Here is an 18,788-nt window from a genome sequence, read left to right as displayed (position 1 = left end):
AAAGTCTGACTCAGACGTCAGACGGTCGCGCCATTACCGGCCCATGCCTGTTAGAATGCGCGGCTATTTTCTGGCGACCCCCGGTTTCTAGCATGTCCCGACTCAATCCCCGGCAACAGGAAGCCCGAGACTACGTCGGCGGCCCTCTTTTGGTGCTCGCCGGTGCAGGTTCCGGCAAGACCAGCGTCATCACGCGCAAGATTGCCCACCTCATCCAGAACTGCGGCATTCGTGCCCAGTACATCGTGGCGATGACCTTCACCAACAAGGCCGCGCGCGAGATGAAGGAGCGGGTCGCCACCTTGCTGCGCCCGGGGGAAGGCCGCGGCCTGACGGTGTGCACCTTCCACAACCTGGGTTTGAACATCATCCGCAAGGAGCACGACAAGCTGGGCTATAAGCCAGGCTTTTCGATCTTCGACGAGTCCGACATCAAGGCGTTGCTGTCGGACATCATGCAGAAAGAGTATTCCGGCGACGACGGCATCGACGAGATCAAGAACATGATCGGTGCCTGGAAGAACGACCTGATCCTCCCGCCCGAGGCCCTGGAAAAGGCCCGCAACCCACGCGAGCAGACCGCCGCCATCGTCTACACCCACTACCAGCGCACGCTCAAGGCGTTCAACGCGGTGGACTTCGACGACCTGATCCTGCAGCCGGTCAAGCTGTTCCAGGAACACCCCGAGGTGCTGGAGCGCTGGCAGAACCGCGTGCGCTACCTGCTGGTGGACGAATACCAGGACACCAACGCCAGCCAGTACCTGCTGGTGAAAATGCTGATCGGCATGCGCAACCAGTTCACCGTGGTCGGCGACGATGACCAGTCGATCTACGCCTGGCGTGGCGCGCGGCCCGAGAACCTGATGCTGCTCAAGGAGGACTACCCCTCCCTGAAGATCGTCATGCTCGAGCAGAACTACCGCTCCACCAGCCGCATCCTGCGCTGCGCCAACGTGCTGATCGCCAACAACCCACACGCGTTCGAGAAGCAGCTGTGGAGCGAGATGGGCGTGGGCGACGAGATCCGCGTGATCCGCTGCAAGAACGAGGAAGCCGAGGCCGAACGCGTGGCCATGGAAATCCTCACCCTGCACCTGCGCACCAACCGCCCGTACAGCGACTTCGCCATCCTTTACCGCGGCAACTACCAGGCCAAGCTGATCGAACTGAAGCTGCAGCACCACCAGGTGCCGTACCGCCTTTCGGGTGGCAACAGCTTCTTCGGCCGCCAGGAGGTCAAGGACCTCATGGCCTACCTGCGCCTGCTGGTGAACCCGGACGACGACAACGCCTACCTGCGCGTGATCAACGTGCCGCGCCGGGAAATCGGCTCCACGACCCTGGAAAAGCTCGGCAACTACTCGACCGAACGCGGTATCTCAATGTACGCCGCCAGCGAAGAGCTGGGCCTGGGCGAGCACCTGGACGCCCGTTACACCGAGCGCCTGCAACGCTTCAAGCACTGGCTGGACGGGGTGCGCCACAAGGTGGCGCTGGATGACCCGATCGCCGCGCTGCACGAGATGATCTGCGACATCGACTACGAGAACTGGATCCGCCAGCAAACCGCCAGCGACAAAGCGGCGGAGTTCCGCATCAGCAACGTCTGGTTCCTGGTCGAAGCGCTGAAAAACACCCTCGAGAAGGACGAAGAGGGTGACATGACCATCGAGGACGCCATCGGCAAGCTGGTGCTGCGCGACATGCTCGAGCGCCAGCAGGAAGAGGAAGAAAACGCCGAAGGTGTGCAGATGATGACCCTGCATGCCTCCAAGGGCCTGGAATTCCCTTACGTGTTCATCATGGGCATGGAAGAAGAGATCCTTCCGCACCGCTCCAGCATCGAAGCCGACACCATCGAAGAAGAACGCCGCCTGGCCTACGTGGGCATTACCCGCGCGCGCCAGACCCTGGCCTTCACCTTTGCGGCCAAGCGCAAGCAGTACGGCGAGATCATCGACTGCACCCCGAGCCGGTTCCTCGACGAACTGCCGCCGGACGATTTGGCCTGGGAAGGCCTGGACGATGCGCCCGTCGAAGTGAAAGCCGCGCGTGGCAACAACGCACTGGCCGATATTCGGGCAATGCTCAAACGCTGATCAACCCTTACTCTTTAACCGTTGCCGCTGTTGCGGCCACCTTTGCTACATCGAGGAAAACCACAGTGGAAGCACTGCATCAGAAGATTCGCGAAGAAGGCATCGTGCTTTCCGATCAGGTTCTTAAAGTCGACGCGTTTCTCAACCACCAGATCGACCCTGCGCTGATGCAGTTGATCGGTGACGAGTTCGCCCGCCTGTTCGCCGACGCCGGCGTGACCAAGATCGTCACCATCGAAGCCTCGGGCATCGCCCCGGCGGTGATGACTGGCCTGAAGCTGGGCGTGCCGGTGATCTTTGCGCGCAAGCACCAGTCGCTGACCCTGACCGAGAACCTGCTGACTGCCTCGGTGTACTCCTTCACCAAGCAGACCGAGAACACCGTGGCCATCTCGCCGCGCCACCTCAACAGCAGCGACCGCGTGCTGGTGATCGACGACTTCCTGGCCAACGGCAAGGCGTCGCAGGCACTGATCTCGATCATCAAGCAGGCCGGCGCCACCGTGGCCGGCCTGGGTATCGTCATCGAGAAGTCGTTCCAGGGCGGCCGTGCCGAGCTGGACAGCCAGGGCTACCGCGTTGAATCGCTGGCCCGGGTGAAGTCGCTGGAAGGCGGTGTGGTCAGCTTCATCGAGTAAGCCTGTACCGGCCCCATCGCCGGCAAGCCGGCTCCCACAAGTACTGCACAAGGCGCGGCCTCGTGAAGTTCCTGTGGGAGCTGGCTTGCCGGCGATGGGCTGCAAAGCAGCCCCGGCTATCTTCAGGGCGCCGCCAACCCTGCCAGCAAAAGCCGCTGATACAACTCTTCCTTCAATCCCTGCGGAGCGTCCAGCCCCATCCGCTCCAGGTGCCCCTCATAGCCCTCAGGCCCCGGCGCATCCAGCGCGGCCTTGCCCAGCTCCAGCACCTCGCTCAGCCTGAACTTGCTCTTCAACCAGTTCAGCGCCCGCAGCAAGTCCCGCTCCTCAGCCGTGAAATCAGTCCCCAGCGGATACTCCGGAAACAACCCTGCATGCCGTGCCCGGATGGCCTCGAGCCGCTCCGGCGTATTGTCAGTGAAGCGGGCTTCCAGCTCGAAATCCTTGGCCAGCTTGCCGGCCTTCTTGGCCTGCGCCATCAGCTCGCCCTGGAAGCGTGAGTCACTGACCGCCAGCAGCCGCGCAATCACCTCACTGTCAGTCTGCCCACGCAAATCGGCGATGCCGTACTCGGTTACCACGATGTCACGCAAATGCCGGGGAATGGTGCAGTGGCCGTACTGCCAGAGCAGGTTGGACGTCACCTGCCCGCCCGCCTCGCGCCAACTGCGCAGCAGCAAAATCGAGCGCCCACCCTCCAGCGCGTGGCCTTGGGCGACGAAGTTGTACTGCCCGCCCACGCCGCTGAGCACACGGCCATCCTCCAGCTGGTCGGCAACCCCCGCGCCGAGCAAGGTCATGGTGAACACGGTGTTGATGAAGCGGGCATCCCGACGTTGGCGGCGTTTCAGTTCCTCTTGGCCATACAGCTCGTTGATGTAGCTGATCCGCGTCATGGCAAAGCGTGCGCGCTGCTCCAGCGGCATTTCGCGCAAGCGTTGGTAGAACGCCCGCGGGCCAAGGAAAAACCCGCCATGCACCAGCACGCCCTGCTCGTCCGCCGGGCGCCGCACCACGCCTGCCTCGGCCAGCGCCAGCAGGCCATTGACGAACATCTCGCTGCAACCGTAGAGGCCTTGGGCGAAGGCATCCAGCCCCCCTTCGCGCTCGATCAGGGCCTGCCACGGGCCGACATCCAGTTCATCCATCAAGGCCCGGTAGCCGGCGTTGTCGCCCTGCCTGGCCAGCAACGCGGCGGCCACGGCATCGCCCATGGCGCCAATGCCGATCTGTAGCGTGCCGCCATCGCGCACCAGCGTGCTGGCGTGCAGGCCAATGCAGTGGTCCTGGGTGTTGACCGGCATGTTTGGCGTAGAGAACAGCCGACGTTGCTCCACCTCGTCAATCAGCAGGTCGAAGGCGTCGATGCTCAGCTCCGCATCACCCGGCATGTAGGGCATTTCGGCATGAACCTGCCCGAGCATGAGAATGGTCTCGCCGGCCGCGCGGCGCTTGGCGATCATCGGCAGCAGGTCGAGGGTGATGTCGGGGTTGCAGGCCAGGCTCAGGTGCACGGGCTTTTCTGGCGTGGCAGCCACCAGCTGGGCAATCAGGTTCAGGCCCTTGGCATTGATGTCGCGGGCAGCGTGGCTGTAGTTGCTGCTGATGTAGTCCTGCTGGGCAGTCTCGCTGTGCAGCAGGCTGCCGGGCTGCATGAAGAACTGCTCGACGCGGATGTTCGGTGGCAGGCAGTCGTTGCGCAGGTCGGCGAGGTAAGTGAGCTCTTCGTAGTCGGCAAAGACACGCTCGACGAAGGGCTCGAGAAAGCGTCGCTGCAGGCCATCACCCAGTGGCGGGCGGCCGAGGCTGAGGGCGGTGTAGATCGTCAGGCGACGTTCGGGCAGGTCGCGCACTCGTGCGTACAGGGCGTTGACGAAGGCGTTAGGTTTGCCAAGGCCCAGTGGCAGGCCCATGTGGATATGGGCCGGCAGGCGTGACAAGACCTGCTCGACAGCCTGATCGATGGCGCAGAGGTGCATCTTGGCCTCCTGAGTCTTCCATGGGTTCAGGGGTTGGACATGGACATGCCTTGTTTGTTGCCTGTGCGGGCCCTTTCGCGGGTAAACCCGCTCCTACAGGTCCGTGTGGGAGCGGGTTTACCCGCGAAAGGGCCGGCACAGGCAGCACAAAAACAAAGCCCGCCATCAACGGCGGGCCTCGTGCAATTCAGCGGTTACTCACAACCCCGACATCTTCTTGATCGCCCCTTTCAGGTCATCATCCGAGCAATCCGCGCACGTGCCTTTAGGCGGCATGGCGTTGATGCCGGTAATGGCCTTGGCCAGGATGCCATCAAGGCCGCCCTGGTGGTCGGCGCGTTCTTTCCACGCCGCGGTATCGCCGATTTTCGGCGCGCCGAGCAAGCCGGTGCCATGGCAGGCATTGCAATGCTTGGCGATGATGTCGTCTGGCGTCTTGGCACCGCCGCCGCCTGCCGCCGCGGCCACTTCCATGCCCTTGCACTCCTGGCCTTGGACGCACACCTGGCCAACCGGCTCTAGGCGCTTGGCGATGTCGTCGTTGGTCGCAGCGGTTGCGCTCATTGCCCAGAGGGCGAATACGGCTGCTGGTACGGCCAGCATCTTCTTGATTTGGTTCACGCGTACACCCTCATGGTGGCTAATCACGCTCGCGGCCACGGGTCGGCGAGCGTTGAAAAGTATAGCGGGAACCCAGAGACCGTGAAACGACCCTACACAGGAAAGGGGTATTGCCGAATCAATGCACTGCGCTGGATCAAAAGTTTGAAGGCGTCGCCGCGCTGATCAGCCGGGCCGGCGCGTCGAAGGGGTTGCGAAAGCGGTGCGGGCGGGTGCTTTCGAAGTAGTAACTGTCGCCTTCTTCGAGGATGAACACCTCGTTGCCGACCACCAGTTCAAGCCGGCCTTCGAGCAGGATGCCGGTCTCTTCGCCGTCGTGGGTGAGCATTTCGGCGCCGGTGTCGGCACCCGGTGGGTAGACCTCGGTGAGAAACGCGATGGCCCGGTTGGGGTGCGACTTGCCCACCAGTTTCATGGTCACCGCGCCGTCCGAGATATCGATCAGCTCATCGGCCTTGTAGACGATCTGCGTCGGGCTCTCGACAGCCAGTTCGACCGAAAAGAATTCGACCATCGACATCGGAATGCCGCTCAACACCTTGCGCAGCGAACTGATCGAAGGGCTGACGCTGTTTTTCTCGATCATCGAGATGGTGCTGTTGGTTACGCCCGCGCGCTTGGCGAGTTCACGTTGTGACAGGCCCTTGAGCTTGCGGATGGCTTGCAGTCGTTCGCCGACGTCCAAAGCTGGAGCCTCCTGAAACGGGTAGAAATAGGGGTGGATGTGAACGATATCATGGCAATGCCGTTCAGTATTTACAACACACCACCCCTCAAGCTGTCCGCTTCAGCGTCTCATTCGTCGCACTTACTCACCGCAGTAGTCTTTCGGCACCCGCTTCAGGTTGCAGAAGATCTGGTAGGGGATGGTGCCGGCCTGCGCAGCCACTTCGCTGGCCAGCACCTGCTTGCCCCACAGTTCTACCGGGCTGCCGACGTTAGCTTCTGGCACATCGGTCAGGTCGATGCAGAGCATGTCCATCGAGACCCGGCCGATCAGCTGGGCGCGCTTGCCGGCGACCATCACCGGGGTGCCATTGGGGGCTTGGCGCGGGTAGCCATCGGCGTAGCCCATGGCAACCACGCCGACACGGGTCGGCCGCGGGCTGGTGAACTTGGCGCCGTAGCCAACCGGCTCACCGGCGGGCAGTTCGCGCACGCTGATGACGCGCGACTGCAAGGTCATCACCGGTTGCAGGCGTTGAGCCTCGGCCTGGGCGACTTCGAAGGGGGTGGCGCCATACAGCATGAGGCCTGGGCGTACCCAGTCGCCGCCAGCCTGTGGCCACGCCAACACGCCGGGCGAGTTACGCAGGCTGCACTCGGCGGCCAGGCCCTGACGCGCAGCCTCGAACACCGCGATCTGCTCGGCGGTGGCGTCGGCGTCCAGTTCGTCGGCACGGGCGAAGTGGCTCATCAGTACGATGCGCGCCACCTTGCCGCTGGCCAGCAGGCGCTGATACGCCGCGTGGTAATCCTTGGGGTGCAGGCCGACGCGGTGCATGCCGCTGTCGAGCTTCAGCCAGATCGTCAGTGGCGTGTGCACCTGGGTCTTTTCGATCGCTTCGAGTTGCCACAGCGAATGCACCACGCACCACAGGTCGTGCTCGGCGATCAGCGCCAGCTCGCTGGCCTCGAAAAAGCCTTCGAGCAGCAAAACGGGGGCTTTGATGCCCGCAGCGCGTAGCTCCAGGGCTTCTTCGATGCAGGCCACGGCAAAGCCGTCGGCTTCGGCTTCCAGCGCCAGGGCGCAACGCACCGCGCCATGGCCGTAGGCATCGGCCTTGATCACGGCAAGGGCTTTGGCGCCGGTCAGTTCACGGGCGAGGCGGTAATTGTGGCGCAGGGCCTGGAGGTCGATCAGGGCGCGGGCGGGACGCATGGCGGCAAGCCTTATGGTGGTTCAGTTTAAAAACAGTGTTCGATTCTTCGCGGGTAAACCCGCTCCCACAGGGACCGCACAAACTGCACGTTCATGCGATCCCTGTGGGAGCGGCTTTAGCCGCGAAGAGGCCGGAACAGGCACTCACATCACTGGTGAACGGGCGCTGTCTGCCCGTGCTTGGCCACTTCCCGGCTGTTGCCATACCGGGAAATATCCAGCCCTTCGGCACTGATCTGCGGCTTTTTGCGTGCAATCAGGTCCGCCAGCAGGCGACCGGAGCCGCACGCCATGGTCCAGCCCAAGGTGCCGTGGCCTGTGTTGAGGAACAGGTTACGGAACGCTGTGGCACCCACGATCGGCGTACCGTCCGGGGTGGCCGGGCGCAGGCCGGTCCAGAAACTGGCTTGGCTCAGGTCACCGCCGCGAGGATAAAGGTCGTTGACGATCATCTCCAGCGTTTCGCGCCGACGCGGGTTGAGCGACAGGTCAAAACCGGCGATCTCAGCCATGCCGCCAACGCGGATGCGGTTGTCGAAACGGGTGATGGCAACCTTGTAGGTCTCATCGAGAATGGTCGACGTCGGCGCCATCTCGGCGTTGGTGATCGGCACGGTCAGCGAGTAACCCTTGAGCGGGTAGACCGGCGCCTTGATGCCCAGTGGCTTGAGCATCTGCGGCGAGTAGCTGCCCAGGGCCAACACGTAGCGGTCGGCGGTTTCCAGCTTGCCGTCGATCCATACACCGTTGATGCGGTCACCGGCAAAGTCCAGGCGCTGGATGTCCTGGCCGAAGCGGAACTCCACACCCAGCTTCTGCGCCATGTCGGCGAGCTTGGTGGTGAACAGCTGGCAGTCGCCGGTCTGGTCGTTGGGCAGGCGCAGTGCACCGGCGAGGATGTCTTTAACCCCGGCCAGGGCCGGTTCGACGCGTGCAATGCCATCGCGGTCGAGCAGTTCATACGGCACGCCGGACTGTTCGAGCACGGCGATGTCCTTGGCTGCGGCATCGACCTGCGCCTGGGTGCGGAACAACTGGGTGGTGCCCAAGGTGCGGCTTTCGTAGGCGATGCCGGTTTCGGCGCGCAGCTCGTCGAGGCAGTCGCGGCTGTACTCGGACAGGCGCACCATGCGCTCCTTGTTCACCGCATAGCGGCTGGCGGTGCAGTTGCGCAGCATCTGTGCCATCCACAGGTACTGGTCAACGTCGCCGGTGAGCTTGATGGCCAGTGGCGCATGGCGTTCGAGCAGCCACTTGATGGCTTTGAGCGGCACACCCGGGGCAGCCCAGGGCGAGGCATAGCCGGGCGAGATCTGGCCTGCGTTGGCGAAGCTGGTTTCCATGGCCGCCGCTGGCTGGCGGTCGACCACCGTCACTTCAAAACCTTGCCGGGCCAGATAATAGGCACTGGCGGTTCCGATGACACCGCTACCAAGTACCAGAACTCGCATTGTTGATCCCTCGCACGCGGCGCACCGCAGTCTTTTGTTGAAATGGCATGGATGCGCGCAGTATAAAAATTACAGACCAGTGCAATTCACTATATAAAAGCCTATATTTGGCGAGAATTCTCGGCAATATTGCCTTTCACGGAGGGGCATCCCCTATGAGAACCCAGCACCAGAGCAAGCGTGAACTGGACAAGATCGACCGCAACATACTGCGGATCCTGCAGAATGACGGCCGTATTTCCTTCACCGAACTGGGCGAGAAAGTTGGGCTTTCCACCACCCCGTGCACCGAGCGCGTCCGCCGCCTGGAGCGCGAGGGCATCATCATGGGCTACAACGCCCGGCTCAACCCGCAGCACCTGAAGGGCAGCTTGCTGGTGTTCGTCGAAATCAGCCTGGACTACAAGTCTGGCGACACCTTCGAGGAGTTCCGCCGCGCCGTGCTCAAGCTGCCCCATGTGCTGGAGTGCCACCTGGTCTCAGGCGACTTCGACTACCTGGTGAAAGCGCGCATCTCGGAAATGGCCTCGTACCGCAAGCTGCTGGGCGACATCCTGCTGAAGCTGCCGCACGTGCGCGAGTCGAAGAGCTACATCGTGATGGAGGAGGTAAAAGAGAGCCTCTGCCTGCCGATTCCGGACTGAGGCTAGACCAGTACTTGGCGGGTGGTGGCGATGAACTGGTGAACGAGCTGCTCGGCCTCGGGCTCGATCATCTGTTCAGGGCCGCGACCGCGCGGGCAGGCCATGCGCGGGGTGGTACCGAACAGACGGCAGATCATCGGCCGCTCTTCATACACCGTGCAACCATTGGGGCCCAGGTGCACGCAGTCCAGGTGCTCCAGCGCAGCGGCCTGCTCCGCCTCGGTCTTGCGCGGCAGGCGGGCCATTTCTTCGGTGGACGTGGTGACCGGGCCGCAGCAATCGTGGCAACCGGGCTCGCACTCGAATGAGGGGATGAGCTCGCGCAGGAAGTGGATCTTGTGGCGGTTGCAGGACATGGCGGGTACACAATGAGGGTCGAGGTCGAATTATAGGGCCAATCGCCGGCAAGCCGGCTCCCACCAGTACACCGCTTATCTCAGGGGCAGTGCAGCCCCGGTGGGAGCCGGCTTGCCGGCGATTGGGCCAGTTGCCCCACCACAAAACCCCAGCTTATCCTCCCCCCTTCTGTTTTCCTGCCCAGGACCTGCCCCATGATCCACAGCGCGCAGCACGCCGCCTCCTATTACGCCGCCAGCAGCGCGCCCCACCCCGACCACGCTTTCCTGCAAGGCGAGCACAGCGCCGACGTGTGCATCGTCGGCGGCGGCTATTCAGGCCTGAACACCGCCATCGAACTGGCCGAACGTGGCCTCTCGGTGATCCTGCTGGAAGCCCGCAAGCTCGGCTGGGGCGCCAGCGGGCGCAACGGCGGGCAACTCATCCGCGGGGTTGGCCATGGCCTGGACCAGTTCCTTCCGGTGATCGGCGAAGAAGGCGTGCGCAGCATGAAGCTGATGGGCCTGGAAGCCGTGCAGATCGTCCGCGAGCGGGTCGAGCGCCACGCCATCGCCTGCGACCTGACCTGGGGCTACTGCGACCTGGCCAATAAACCTGCTGAGCTGCTGGGCTTTGCCGAAGAGGCTGAAGCACTGCGCAGCTTGGGCTACGAGCATGAGCTGCGCCTGGTCGGCAAAGACGATATCCACAGCGTGGTCGGCGCCGAGTGCTATGTCGGCGGCCTGATCGACATGGGCTCGGGCCACCTGCACCCGCTCAACCTGGCCCTTGGCGAGGCGGCCGTAGCCAGCCGCCTGGGCGTGCGCCTGTATGAGCAGTCGGAAGTCACCCGCATCGAGTATGGCCCTGAGGTCAAGGTGCACACCGCTCAGGGCCGGGTCCGCGCCAAGACGCTGGTGCTGTGCTGCAATGCCTACCACAACGACCTCAACCGCGAGCTGGGCGGCAAGGTGCTGCCCGCCGGCAGCTACATCATTGCCACCGAGCCACTGGGCGAAGAACGCGCGCGCGCACTGCTGCCACAGAACATGGCCGTGTGCGACCAGCGCGTAGCGCTGGACTACTATCGCCTGTCTGCGGACCACCGGCTGCTGTTCGGCGGTGCCTGCCACTATTCCGGCCGCGACCCGCAAGACATCGCCGCCTACATGCGGCCGAAAATGCTCAAGGTTTTCCCGCACCTGGCCGATGTGCGCATCGAGTTCCAATGGGGCGGCATGATCGGCATCGGCGCCAACCGCCTGCCGCAGATCGGCCGTTTGGCCAGCCAGCCGAATGTCTATTACGCCCAGGCGTACTCTGGCCATGGGCTCAACGCTACCCACCTGGCCGCACGCCTGCTGGGCGAGGCCATCAGCGGCCAGCAAAGCGGGCGCTTCGACCTGTTCGCCAAGGTGCCGCACATCACCTTCCCGGGTGGCAAGCACCTGCGCTCGCCACTGCTGGCACTGGGGATGCTCTGGCACCGGCTGAAAGAGCTGGTCTGAATGCTGCCGTGCCTACAAATTGAGCCGTTTATGCCTTCCAGAAGGGTTTGCACCCTTCTGTGCGGGCCTGCTCCCAGCTCAGCCCGACATCGCGCAACTCATCGTCTGTCAGCTGCAGCAGCGCCCTGCGGGTATGCCAGCGATGCACCATCAGCCCCCAACGGCTCAGGCCCGCTGGCGCATTGAAGACCTTGGCCCGCTGCCCGGCGTCCAGGTCCTTGGCCATCAGTTGCAAGCGCACATCGCTCATGCCACCCATCACTGCGTTCTCCCGTTCAGTTGATACCGTGGAGCAAGCATGCGCGTTGGCAATGGTGACAATACAGATCCACTAGCGGCTTATTATTCCCATACAGAATTGGCGAATCGACGCGTGAATGCTGTATTTTCAGCGCAACTGTACTGGTCGCTGTATGCAGGCGACGCTGGAGTATGCCGTGACGCTCTACCTCAACCTCGCCGAGCTGCTCGGCGCCCGTATCGAGCAAGGCCTGTATCGCCCCGGCCAGCGCCTGCCTTCGGTGCGCGCCCTCAGCATGGAACACGGCGTCAGCCTGAGCACCGTGCAGCAGGCCTACCGCATGCTCGAAGACAGCGGCATGGTCTCGCCGCGCCCCAAGTCGGGCTACTTTGTCAGCGAACACCGCCACCTCCCTGCCCTGCCCGCCGTCAGCCGCCCGGCCCAGCGCCCTGTGGACATTTCCCAGTGGGAACAGGTGCTGGAGCTGGTCCGCAGCACCCCGCGCCAGGACGTGATGCAACTGGGCCGCGGCATGCCCGACGTCAACAGCCCGACCCTCAAGCCGCTGTTGCGCAGCCTCGCCCAACTGAGCCGGCGCCAGGACATGCCTGGCCTGTATTACGACAACATCCATGGCAACCTGGCCCTGCGCGAGCAGATCGCCCGCTTGATGCTGGACTCCGGCTGCCGCCTGGGCCCGGCCGACCTGGTGGTGACCACCGGCTGCCATGAGGCGCTGTCGTGCAGCATTCGCGCGGTGTGCGAGCCGGGCGATATCGTCGCGGTCGACTCGCCCAGCTTCCATGGCGCCATGCAAACCCTCAAGGGCTTGGGCATGAAGGCACTGGAGATCCCCACCGACCCGGTCACCGGCATCAGCCTCGAAGCGCTGGAGCTGGCCCTGGAGCAGTGGCCGATCAAGCTCATCCAGATCACCCCGAGCTGCAACAACCCGCTCGGCTACATCATGCCCGAGGCGCGCAAGAAGGCGTTGCTGAGCCTGGCCCAGCGCTATGACGTGGCCATTCTGGAAGACGATGTGTACGGCGACCTGGCCTACACCTACCCGCGCCCGCGCACCCTCAAGTCGTTCGACGACGACGGCCGCGTGTTGCTGTGCAGCTCGTTCTCCAAGACCTTGGCCCCCGGCCTGCGCATCGGCTGGGTCGCGCCGGGGCGTTACCTGGAGCGGGTGCTGCACATGAAGTACATCAGCACCGGCAGCACCGCCAGCCAGCCGCAACTGGCCATTGCCGACTTCATCAAGGCCGGCCATTACCAACCCCACGTGCGCCGCATGCGCAGCCAATACCAACGCAGCCGCGATGTGATGAGCGACTGGGTCACCCGTTACTTCCCACCGGGCACCCGGGTCAGCCGGCCCCAGGGGGGCTTCATGCTGTGGGTCGAACTGCCCGAACATTTCGACACACTGCGGCTGAACCGCGCTTTACTGGAGCAGGGGGTGCAGGTTGCCGTGGGCAGCATTTTCTCGGCCTCGGGCAAGTTCCGTCACTGCCTGCGCATGAATTTCGCCGCCCAACCTACGCCGGCAATCGAGGCCGCCGTGCGCAACGTGGGTGAAACCGCCCTTCGTCTACTGGATCAGGACGACGCCTGCGCGTAACTTTGCGCCGCCCTCCACGGTCCAACCCCTTAAGCCTTTGCTGTACAGGACGCGCTTACCTTGAGATTGCAGCAAGCTCTGCCGCTTCTGCTGACGCTACTGCTCGGCCTTGCAGGCTGTGCCAGCGTCGGCGCCCCTCGCGAAGTCAGCCAGGCCCTGCCGGCCAACGATTCCGCCTTCGGCCGCTCGGTGCTGCGCCAGGCGGCACCTTATGAGGGGCGCTCGGGCTTTCGCCTGTTGCCCAACAGCAACGAGGCGTTTCGCGCGCGCGCCGAGCTGATCCGCAACGCCCAGGCCAGCATCGACCTGCAGTACTACATCGTCCACGACGGCCTCAGCACCCGTGCGCTGGTGCATGAGCTGCTGCGCGCCGCCGACCGAGGCGTGCGCGTGCGCATCCTGCTGGACGACACCACCAGCGATGGCCTGGACACCATCATGGGCACCCTCGATGCCCACCCAAATATCCAGATCCGCGTCTTCAACCCGCTGCACCTAGGGCGCAGCACCGGCGCCACGCGGGCCGTAGGCCGCCTGTTCAACCTGTCGCGCCAGCACCGGCGCATGCACAACAAGCTGTTCCTGGTGGACAACAGCATGGCCATCGTCGGCGGGCGCAACCTGGGTGACGAGTACTTCGATGCCGAGCCCAACCTCAACTTCACCGACATCGACTTGCTGGGCGTAGGCCCGGTGGCCGAACAACTTGGCCACAGTTTCGACCAGTACTGGAACAGCGCCCTGAGCCGGCCGATCGGCGATTTTCTCTGGCGCCTGCCGGATGCCGACGACCTGCGCGCCAGCCGCCACCGCCTGGAGGTTTCCCTGGCCGAGGCGCGGACGCGGCGCAAGGCCTTGTATGACCGGTTGATGGCGTACCAGTCGCAGCCGCGCCTGGATATCTGGCGCAACGAGCTGATCTGGGCCCACAGCCAAGTGCTGTGGGATGCGCCGAGCAAGGTGCTAGCCGATGACGAGCCCGACCCCCACCTGCTGCTGAGCCAGCAGTTGGCGCCAGAACTGGCCAACGTGCACAAGGAGCTGATCCTGGTATCGGCGTACTTCGTGCCGGGCGAGCCGGGGTTGCTGTACCTGACCGGCCGTGCCGATGCCGGGGCGTCGGTCAGGCTGCTGACCAATTCGCTGGAAGCCACCGATGTGCCAGCGGTGCATGGCGGCTATGCGCCCTACCGCCGTGCGCTGCTCGAACATGGCGTGCAACTGTTCGAGCTGCGCCGCCAGCCGGGCGACCCGAGCGCCGGGCGCCTGAGCTTCCGTGGCAGCTCCGATTCTAGCCTGCACAGCAAGGCGATCGTCTTCGACCGGCGCAAGACGTTCATCGGCTCGTTCAATTTCGACCCGCGCTCGGTGCTGTGGAATACCGAGGTCGGGGTGCTGGTGGACAGCCCGGAGCTGGCCGAATACACCCGCGAGCTGGCCGTGCAGGGCATGGCGCCCGCGCTGAGTTATCAGGTCAGGCTGGCCAATGACAAGCTGGTCTGGGTGACCGAGGACAATGGCCAGCTGCACACGCTGACAGCAGAGCCTGGCGGGCTCTGGCGGCGCTTCAATGCCTGGATCAGCAAGGCGGTTGGCCTGGAGAAGATGCTGTAGTTCCGATTGCGGGGGGCGCTTTGCGCCCCATTCGCAGCACAAGGCTGCTCCTACAGAGCACCGCTATTCCTGTAGGAGCAGCCTTGTGCTGCGAAAGGGCTACAAAGCGTCCAAAAAAAATCAGGCAGGCGCAGGTTCGAAGGCACCGCGCCGACGGGTCAACACCACCAGCCCTGCGGCCCCAATAGCCATCAACAACGGCAACGCATGCCCGCTGATCCACTGGCTACCCGCCCCGGCCAACAGCGGCCCGAGCAGGCAACCGATGCCCCACAGCTGCGCCACATGGGCATTGGCACGTACCAGCGCATCATCCCGATAACGCTCGCCGATCAGCACCAGCGACAGGGTGAACAACCCCCCAGCACTGGCCCCGAACAGCACCCACAGCGGCCAGATTACCGGCGTGTGCAGCAGCAACGGAATCGCCAGGCTGGAGCACATCAAGGTCACCGCACAACCGGTGAACAGGGTGCGCCGCGACATGTGGTCAGCCAGCGCGCCGATCGGCAACTGCAGCACTGCATCGCCCACCACCACCGTGCTCACCATGAACAAGACAACCTCGGTGGTGAACCCTTGCTGCAGGCTGTAGACAGGCAACAAGGTCAGGATCATCGCCTCGAACGAGGCAAACAGGGCGATTGCCCAGGCGATCACCGGCAGGCGGCGGCAGAAAGCGACCAGGTCACGGAAGGTGACGCTGTAGGCTTCAGTGGTCGGCGCCCCGCCGCGGCCCAACAGCACCAGCGGTGCCAGCAACAGCAAGCCGGTCGCGGCCCAGAACCCAAAGTCGTCGTCCGAACCGAGAAAGCCCAGCACCAGTGGCCCGGCCAGTTGGCTCAAGGCATAGCTGCTGCCATACAGCGCCACCAGGCGGCCACGCCATTGCTCGACCACCAATTGGTTGATCCAGCTTTCGCCGAGGATGAACACCACGGTCAGGGACATGCCAATCAGCAGGCGCAGGGCCAACCACAGCGGGTAGCTGGGCAGCACCGCAACCAGGCCGATCGACAGCGCGCCGCCCCAGAGGCACAGGCGCATGGCCGCAGGCACGCCGACCCAACCGGCCAGGCGGCTGGCCAGGCTGGCACCCAGCAGTACGCCCAAGGCGGGCATCGCTGCCATTACGCCGATGGCGAAACTGCCGTAGCCCCAGGCCTCCAGGCGCAGGGAAACCAGCGGCATGCTCACGCCGAGCGCAAGGCCGACGCTGAGTACGGATGCCAGTACGGCGAAGTAGGTGCCCCAGCGCATGTGCTCCCCCTGTTGGATTTTCTTGGGCCCATTCGCGGGACAAGCCCGCTCCCACAGGTACTCCGCGATTCTGAAATCAGCGGTGAACGTGTGGGAGCGGGCTTGTCCCGCGAATGGGCCGCATCGCGGCCCCAGCGATTTACAGCTTGATCCAGGTCGCTTTCAGCTCGGTGTACTTCTCCAGCGCATGCAGCGACTTGTCACGGCCGTTGCCCGACTGCTTGAAGCCACCGAACGGCGCGGTCATGTCGCCGCCGTCGTACTGGTTGACCCAGACGCTGCCAGCGCGCACGGCACGGGCGGTCTTGTGGGCCTTGGAAATGTCCGAGGTCCAGATGCCAGCCGCCAGGCCGTACGGCGTGTCGTTGGCAATGGCGATGGCTTCTTCGGCAGTGTCGAAGGTGATCACCGACAACACGGGGCCAAAGATTTCTTCCTGGGCGATCTTCATGGCATTGGTCACGCCGTCGAAGATGGTCGGCTCGACATAAGTGCCGCCGGTCTCTTCGAGGATGCGCTTGCCACCGGCCAGCAGTTTGGCGCCATCCTTGTGGCCAGCGTCGATGTACGACAGCACGGTGTTCATCTGCTGGGTATCGACCAGCGCGCCAACGGTGGTCTGCGGGTCCAGTGGGTTGCCCGGTTTCCAGCCTTTGAGGGCCTCGACCACCAGGGGCAGGAACGTGTCCTTGATCGAGCGCTCGACCAGCAGGCGCGAACCCGCGGTGCAGACTTCGCCCTGGTTGAAGGCGATGGCGCTGGCAGCGGCTTCGGCAGCGGCTTGCAGGTCCGGTGCGTCGGCGAAGACGATGTTCGGGCTCTTGCCGCCGGCTTCCAGCCAGATGCGCTTCATGTTCGATTCGCCAGCGTAGATCATCAGCTGCTTGGCGATCTTGGTGGAGCCGGTGAACACCAGGGTGTCGACGTCCATGTGCAGGGCCAGGGCCTTGCCGACAGTGTGGCCGTAGCCTGGCAACACGTTCAGCACACCGGCCGGGATGCCGGCTTCGATGGCCAGCTGGGCGATGCGGATGGCGGTCAGTGGCGATTTTTCGGACGGCTTGAGCACCACCGAGTTACCGGTGGCCAGGGCCGGGCCGAGTTTCCAGCAGGCCATCAGCAGCGGGAAGTTCCACGGCACGATGGCGCCGACGACGCCCACCGGCTCACGGGTTACCAGGCCGAGTTGGTCATGCGGCGTCGGTGCGACTTCGTCGTAGACCTTGTCGATGGCTTCGGCATTCCAGTGCAGGGCTTGTGCCGCGCCTGGGACGTCGATGGTCGAGGAGTCGCCGATCGGCTTGCCCATGTCCAGGGTTTCGAGCAGTGCCAGCTCTTCGACGTTCTTGCGCAGCAAGTCGGCGAAGCGGATCAGCTTGGCCTTGCGCTTGGCCGGAGCCAGGCGCGACCAGACGCCGGAATCGAAGGTGGCGCGGGCGTTCTCGACGGCACGGTTGGCGTCAGCCAGGTCGCAGCTGGCGACCTTGGCCAGGAAGCGTCCGTCGACCGGGCTCAGGCACTCGAAGGTCTCACCGGATGCGGCGTCGGTGTATTCGCCGTTGATGAAGGCACGGCCTTCGATCTTCAGTTGCTGGGCACGTTGTTCCCAGTCCGCACGAGTCAGGGTGGTCATACGAAACTCCTCCTCTTGTTTAGGTGCAACGCCGCACTGAGGACTCACTGGCGTTGTCAGAATTCTGGCCGGGCGACGCGCGCGCACGGGCAAACGACACCCTAAACCAGCCTGTGTAAACTATCAATATATTTGACACGAAAGGCCTAAAAGCCTACTGATGTTCATTTTATTAAACAACAACAGGAGCCGCACCATGAGCATCGCCAGCATCATCGACTTCGCCCAGGTTCTGACCGAGGCTGAACGCTACCGCCCGGCGGCAGAGAAAATCCTCAAGGGCGAGCCCGACCAGGCCGTCTATAACCACTACTCCAGCCCGTGCGGCCAGTTTGCGGCGGGTGTCTGGGAAGGTGAAGTCGGGCAGTGGACCGTGAACTATACCGAGCACGAATATTGCGAAATCGTGCAGGGCGTTTCGGTGCTGCGCGACCAGGATGGCAGCGCCAAGACCCTGCGCGCCGGTGATCGGTTCGTCATCCCGGCCGGCTTCAAAGGCACCTGGGAGGTGCTGGAGCCTTGCCGCAAGATCTACGTGATGTTCGAGCAGAAGTAAGGGTCCTGGCAGGCAAAAAAAAACCCGCGTCCTTTCGGATGCGGGTTTTTTTTAAGGTTGCCGATCAATTACTTGATCTTGGCTTCCTTGTACACCACGTGCTTGCGAACAACCGGATCATATTTCTTGATCTCGATTTTGTCCGGAGTGGTGCGCTTGTTCTTGTCGGTGGTGTAGAAGTGGCCGGTACCGGCACTCGAAACCAGACGGATCAATTCACGCATGATGTTCTCCCTTAAACCTTGGCGCCAGCTTTACGGATGTCAACCAGAACGGCGTCGATGCCGCGCTTGTCGATGATACGCATGCCCTTGGCGGAAACGCGCAGACGCACGAAACGCTTCTCGGACTCAACCCAGAAACGGTGGTGCTGCAGGTTCGGCAGGAAACGACGACGGGTTTTGTTGTTTGCGTGGGAAATGTTGTTCCCGGTTACTGGACCCTTACCAGTAACTTGACAGACTCTCGACATGACTCAGCCCTCTAAAACCACATGCCCAACCCGGCATGGGTTGGCCGCTTAATCTCTCAGTCTTTGGCGCCAGGCGCCGTGATTCTGGAGGTCTTATCGACCGGATCCGCTGATGCGACAGGCCGAGCCCCTAGAAAAGAGCGCTGCTTTATACCAGAAAGACTGCATTGCAACAACAGATGATGAGCATCTAGCTGAGGCAAATCGTGCGCGAGCAGCATAGC

The 18,788-nt window shown here is 63.4% G+C and carries 18 protein-coding genes; 7 read left to right on the top strand and 11 right to left on the bottom strand.

Annotated elements, in window-relative coordinates:
• Positions 1 to 92 precede the first annotated feature (92 nt).
• Together rep and QOS90_RS01320 are read left to right on the top strand one after the other, a co-directional pair.
• Positions 93 to 2,102: a DNA helicase Rep gene (rep, locus tag QOS90_RS01325; protein ID WP_085272173.1), complete on the top strand. Its 2,010-nt coding sequence runs from the start codon at positions 93 to 95 to the stop codon at positions 2,100 to 2,102.
• Positions 2,103 to 2,167: 65 nt separating this feature from the next.
• Positions 2,168 to 2,740 (top strand): xanthine phosphoribosyltransferase, encoded by a 573-nt coding sequence (locus QOS90_RS01320; RefSeq protein ID WP_003253535.1) that lies wholly within the window; start codon positions 2,168 to 2,170, stop codon positions 2,738 to 2,740.
• A 122-nt stretch (positions 2,741 to 2,862) separates the two neighbouring features.
• Here the strand turns inward: QOS90_RS01320 and QOS90_RS01315 are convergent, their stop codons facing one another.
• From QOS90_RS01315 to dadA, 5 genes are all read right to left on the bottom strand, one after another.
• A complete protein-coding gene (locus QOS90_RS01315) occupies positions 2,863 to 4,719 on the bottom strand; it encodes an acetyl-CoA hydrolase/transferase C-terminal domain-containing protein (protein ID WP_085272172.1) in 1,857 nt (618 codons plus the stop codon).
• A gap of 198 nt (positions 4,720 to 4,917) precedes the next feature.
• Complete coding sequence (locus QOS90_RS01310; protein ID WP_033693936.1) at positions 4,918 to 5,322, bottom strand: c-type cytochrome; 405 nt, start codon at positions 5,320 to 5,322, stop codon at positions 4,918 to 4,920.
• A 154-nt stretch (positions 5,323 to 5,476) separates the two neighbouring features.
• Positions 5,477 to 6,025 (bottom strand): cupin domain-containing protein, encoded by a 549-nt coding sequence (locus tag QOS90_RS01305; protein ID WP_027592174.1) that lies wholly within the window; start codon positions 6,023 to 6,025, stop codon positions 5,477 to 5,479.
• A gap of 123 nt (positions 6,026 to 6,148) precedes the next feature.
• Positions 6,149 to 7,222, bottom strand: a complete 1,074-nt coding sequence (gene alr / locus QOS90_RS01300) for an alanine racemase (RefSeq protein ID WP_085272171.1) — start codon at positions 7,220 to 7,222, stop codon at positions 6,149 to 6,151.
• Positions 7,223 to 7,371: 149 nt separating this feature from the next.
• On the bottom strand, positions 7,372 to 8,673 hold the full coding sequence (gene dadA, locus QOS90_RS01295) for a D-amino acid dehydrogenase (protein ID WP_027592172.1): 1,302 nt from the start codon (positions 8,671 to 8,673) through the stop codon (positions 7,372 to 7,374).
• A gap of 155 nt (positions 8,674 to 8,828) precedes the next feature.
• Between dadA and dadR the strand changes: the two genes are divergently transcribed.
• Positions 8,829 to 9,317 (top strand): transcriptional regulator DadR, encoded by a 489-nt coding sequence (gene dadR / locus QOS90_RS01290; protein WP_003258963.1) that lies wholly within the window; start codon positions 8,829 to 8,831, stop codon positions 9,315 to 9,317.
• A 2-nt stretch (positions 9,318 to 9,319) separates the two neighbouring features.
• Here dadR and QOS90_RS01285 read toward each other — a convergent pair whose 3' ends face one another.
• Positions 9,320 to 9,673 (bottom strand): YkgJ family cysteine cluster protein, encoded by a 354-nt coding sequence (locus tag QOS90_RS01285; RefSeq protein ID WP_027592171.1) that lies wholly within the window; start codon positions 9,671 to 9,673, stop codon positions 9,320 to 9,322.
• 195 nt (positions 9,674 to 9,868) lie between these two features.
• Between QOS90_RS01285 and QOS90_RS01280 the strand changes: the two genes are divergently transcribed.
• Positions 9,869 to 11,161, top strand: coding sequence for an NAD(P)/FAD-dependent oxidoreductase (locus QOS90_RS01280; protein WP_085272170.1), 1,293 nt, complete (start codon positions 9,869 to 9,871; stop codon positions 11,159 to 11,161).
• 28 nt (positions 11,162 to 11,189) lie between these two features.
• Here the strand turns inward: QOS90_RS01280 and QOS90_RS01275 are convergent, their stop codons facing one another.
• Positions 11,190 to 11,420: a DUF1127 domain-containing protein gene (locus tag QOS90_RS01275; protein ID WP_085272169.1), complete on the bottom strand. Its 231-nt coding sequence runs from the start codon at positions 11,418 to 11,420 to the stop codon at positions 11,190 to 11,192.
• Positions 11,421 to 11,598: 178 nt separating this feature from the next.
• Here QOS90_RS01275 and QOS90_RS01270 point away from each other — a divergent pair, with 178 nt between their 5' ends.
• On the top strand, positions 11,599 to 13,029 hold the full coding sequence (locus QOS90_RS01270) for an aminotransferase-like domain-containing protein (protein WP_177323868.1): 1,431 nt from the start codon (positions 11,599 to 11,601) through the stop codon (positions 13,027 to 13,029).
• 60 nt (positions 13,030 to 13,089) lie between these two features.
• The gene (locus tag QOS90_RS01265; protein WP_085272167.1) at positions 13,090 to 14,643 is read left to right on the top strand and encodes a phospholipase D family protein; all 1,554 of its coding nucleotides are present in this window, start codon (positions 13,090 to 13,092) and stop codon (positions 14,641 to 14,643) included.
• A 120-nt stretch (positions 14,644 to 14,763) separates the two neighbouring features.
• On the opposite strand, the gene QOS90_RS01260 is transcribed toward QOS90_RS01265, so the two are convergent.
• Both QOS90_RS01260 and QOS90_RS01255 read right to left on the bottom strand, forming a co-directional pair.
• The gene (locus tag QOS90_RS01260) at positions 14,764 to 15,903 is read right to left on the bottom strand and encodes an MFS transporter (protein ID WP_085272166.1); all 1,140 of its coding nucleotides are present in this window, start codon (positions 15,901 to 15,903) and stop codon (positions 14,764 to 14,766) included.
• A gap of 139 nt (positions 15,904 to 16,042) precedes the next feature.
• Positions 16,043 to 17,536 carry an aldehyde dehydrogenase gene (locus QOS90_RS01255; protein WP_027592165.1) on the bottom strand — a complete coding sequence of 498 codons (1,494 nt, stop codon included), beginning with the start codon at positions 17,534 to 17,536 and terminating at the stop codon, positions 16,043 to 16,045.
• Between the two features lie 196 nt (positions 17,537 to 17,732).
• Between QOS90_RS01255 and QOS90_RS01250 the strand changes: the two genes are divergently transcribed.
• On the top strand, positions 17,733 to 18,092 hold the full coding sequence (locus QOS90_RS01250; protein ID WP_085272165.1) for a cupin domain-containing protein: 360 nt from the start codon (positions 17,733 to 17,735) through the stop codon (positions 18,090 to 18,092).
• Positions 18,093 to 18,160: 68 nt separating this feature from the next.
• Here the strand turns inward: QOS90_RS01250 and rpmG are convergent, their stop codons facing one another.
• The gene (gene rpmG, locus QOS90_RS01245) at positions 18,161 to 18,316 is read right to left on the bottom strand and encodes a 50S ribosomal protein L33 (protein WP_003253507.1); all 156 of its coding nucleotides are present in this window, start codon (positions 18,314 to 18,316) and stop codon (positions 18,161 to 18,163) included.
• An 11-nt stretch (positions 18,317 to 18,327) separates the two neighbouring features.
• Positions 18,328 to 18,564, bottom strand: coding sequence for a 50S ribosomal protein L28 (rpmB, locus tag QOS90_RS01240; protein ID WP_003253504.1), 237 nt, complete (start codon positions 18,562 to 18,564; stop codon positions 18,328 to 18,330).
• Between the last annotated feature and the right edge of the window lie 224 nt (positions 18,565 to 18,788).

The organism is Pseudomonas sp. LAIL14HWK12:I10 (assembly GCF_900184205.1).
Taxonomy (GTDB): domain Bacteria; phylum Pseudomonadota; class Gammaproteobacteria; order Pseudomonadales; family Pseudomonadaceae; genus Aquipseudomonas; species Aquipseudomonas kermanshahensis.
This window is presented reverse-complemented; position numbering and strand designations above follow the sequence as displayed.

Coding starts and splice junctions, on each gene's coding strand:
- rep (WP_085272173.1), top strand. CDS start 93: ATGTCCCGACTCAATCCCCGGCAACAGGAAGCCCGAGACTACGTCGGC.
- QOS90_RS01315 (WP_085272172.1), bottom strand. CDS start 4,719: ATGCACCTCTGCGCCATCGATCAGGCTGTCGAGCAGGTCTTGTCACGC.
- QOS90_RS01310 (WP_033693936.1), bottom strand. CDS start 5,322: ATGCTGGCCGTACCAGCAGCCGTATTCGCCCTCTGGGCAATGAGCGCA.
- alr (WP_085272171.1), bottom strand. CDS start 7,222: ATGCGTCCCGCCCGCGCCCTGATCGACCTCCAGGCCCTGCGCCACAAT.
- dadA (WP_027592172.1), bottom strand. CDS start 8,673: ATGCGAGTTCTGGTACTTGGTAGCGGTGTCATCGGAACCGCCAGTGCC.
- dadR (WP_003258963.1), top strand. CDS start 8,829: ATGAGAACCCAGCACCAGAGCAAGCGTGAACTGGACAAGATCGACCGC.
- QOS90_RS01285 (WP_027592171.1), bottom strand. CDS start 9,673: ATGTCCTGCAACCGCCACAAGATCCACTTCCTGCGCGAGCTCATCCCC.
- QOS90_RS01280 (WP_085272170.1), top strand. CDS start 9,869: ATGATCCACAGCGCGCAGCACGCCGCCTCCTATTACGCCGCCAGCAGC.
- QOS90_RS01275 (WP_085272169.1), bottom strand. CDS start 11,420: ATGGGTGGCATGAGCGATGTGCGCTTGCAACTGATGGCCAAGGACCTG.
- QOS90_RS01260 (WP_085272166.1), bottom strand. CDS start 15,903: ATGCGCTGGGGCACCTACTTCGCCGTACTGGCATCCGTACTCAGCGTC.
- QOS90_RS01255 (WP_027592165.1), bottom strand. CDS start 17,536: ATGACCACCCTGACTCGTGCGGACTGGGAACAACGTGCCCAGCAACTG.
- QOS90_RS01250 (WP_085272165.1), top strand. CDS start 17,733: ATGAGCATCGCCAGCATCATCGACTTCGCCCAGGTTCTGACCGAGGCT.
- rpmG (WP_003253507.1), bottom strand. CDS start 18,316: ATGCGTGAATTGATCCGTCTGGTTTCGAGTGCCGGTACCGGCCACTTC.
- rpmB (WP_003253504.1), bottom strand. CDS start 18,564: ATGTCGAGAGTCTGTCAAGTTACTGGTAAGGGTCCAGTAACCGGGAAC.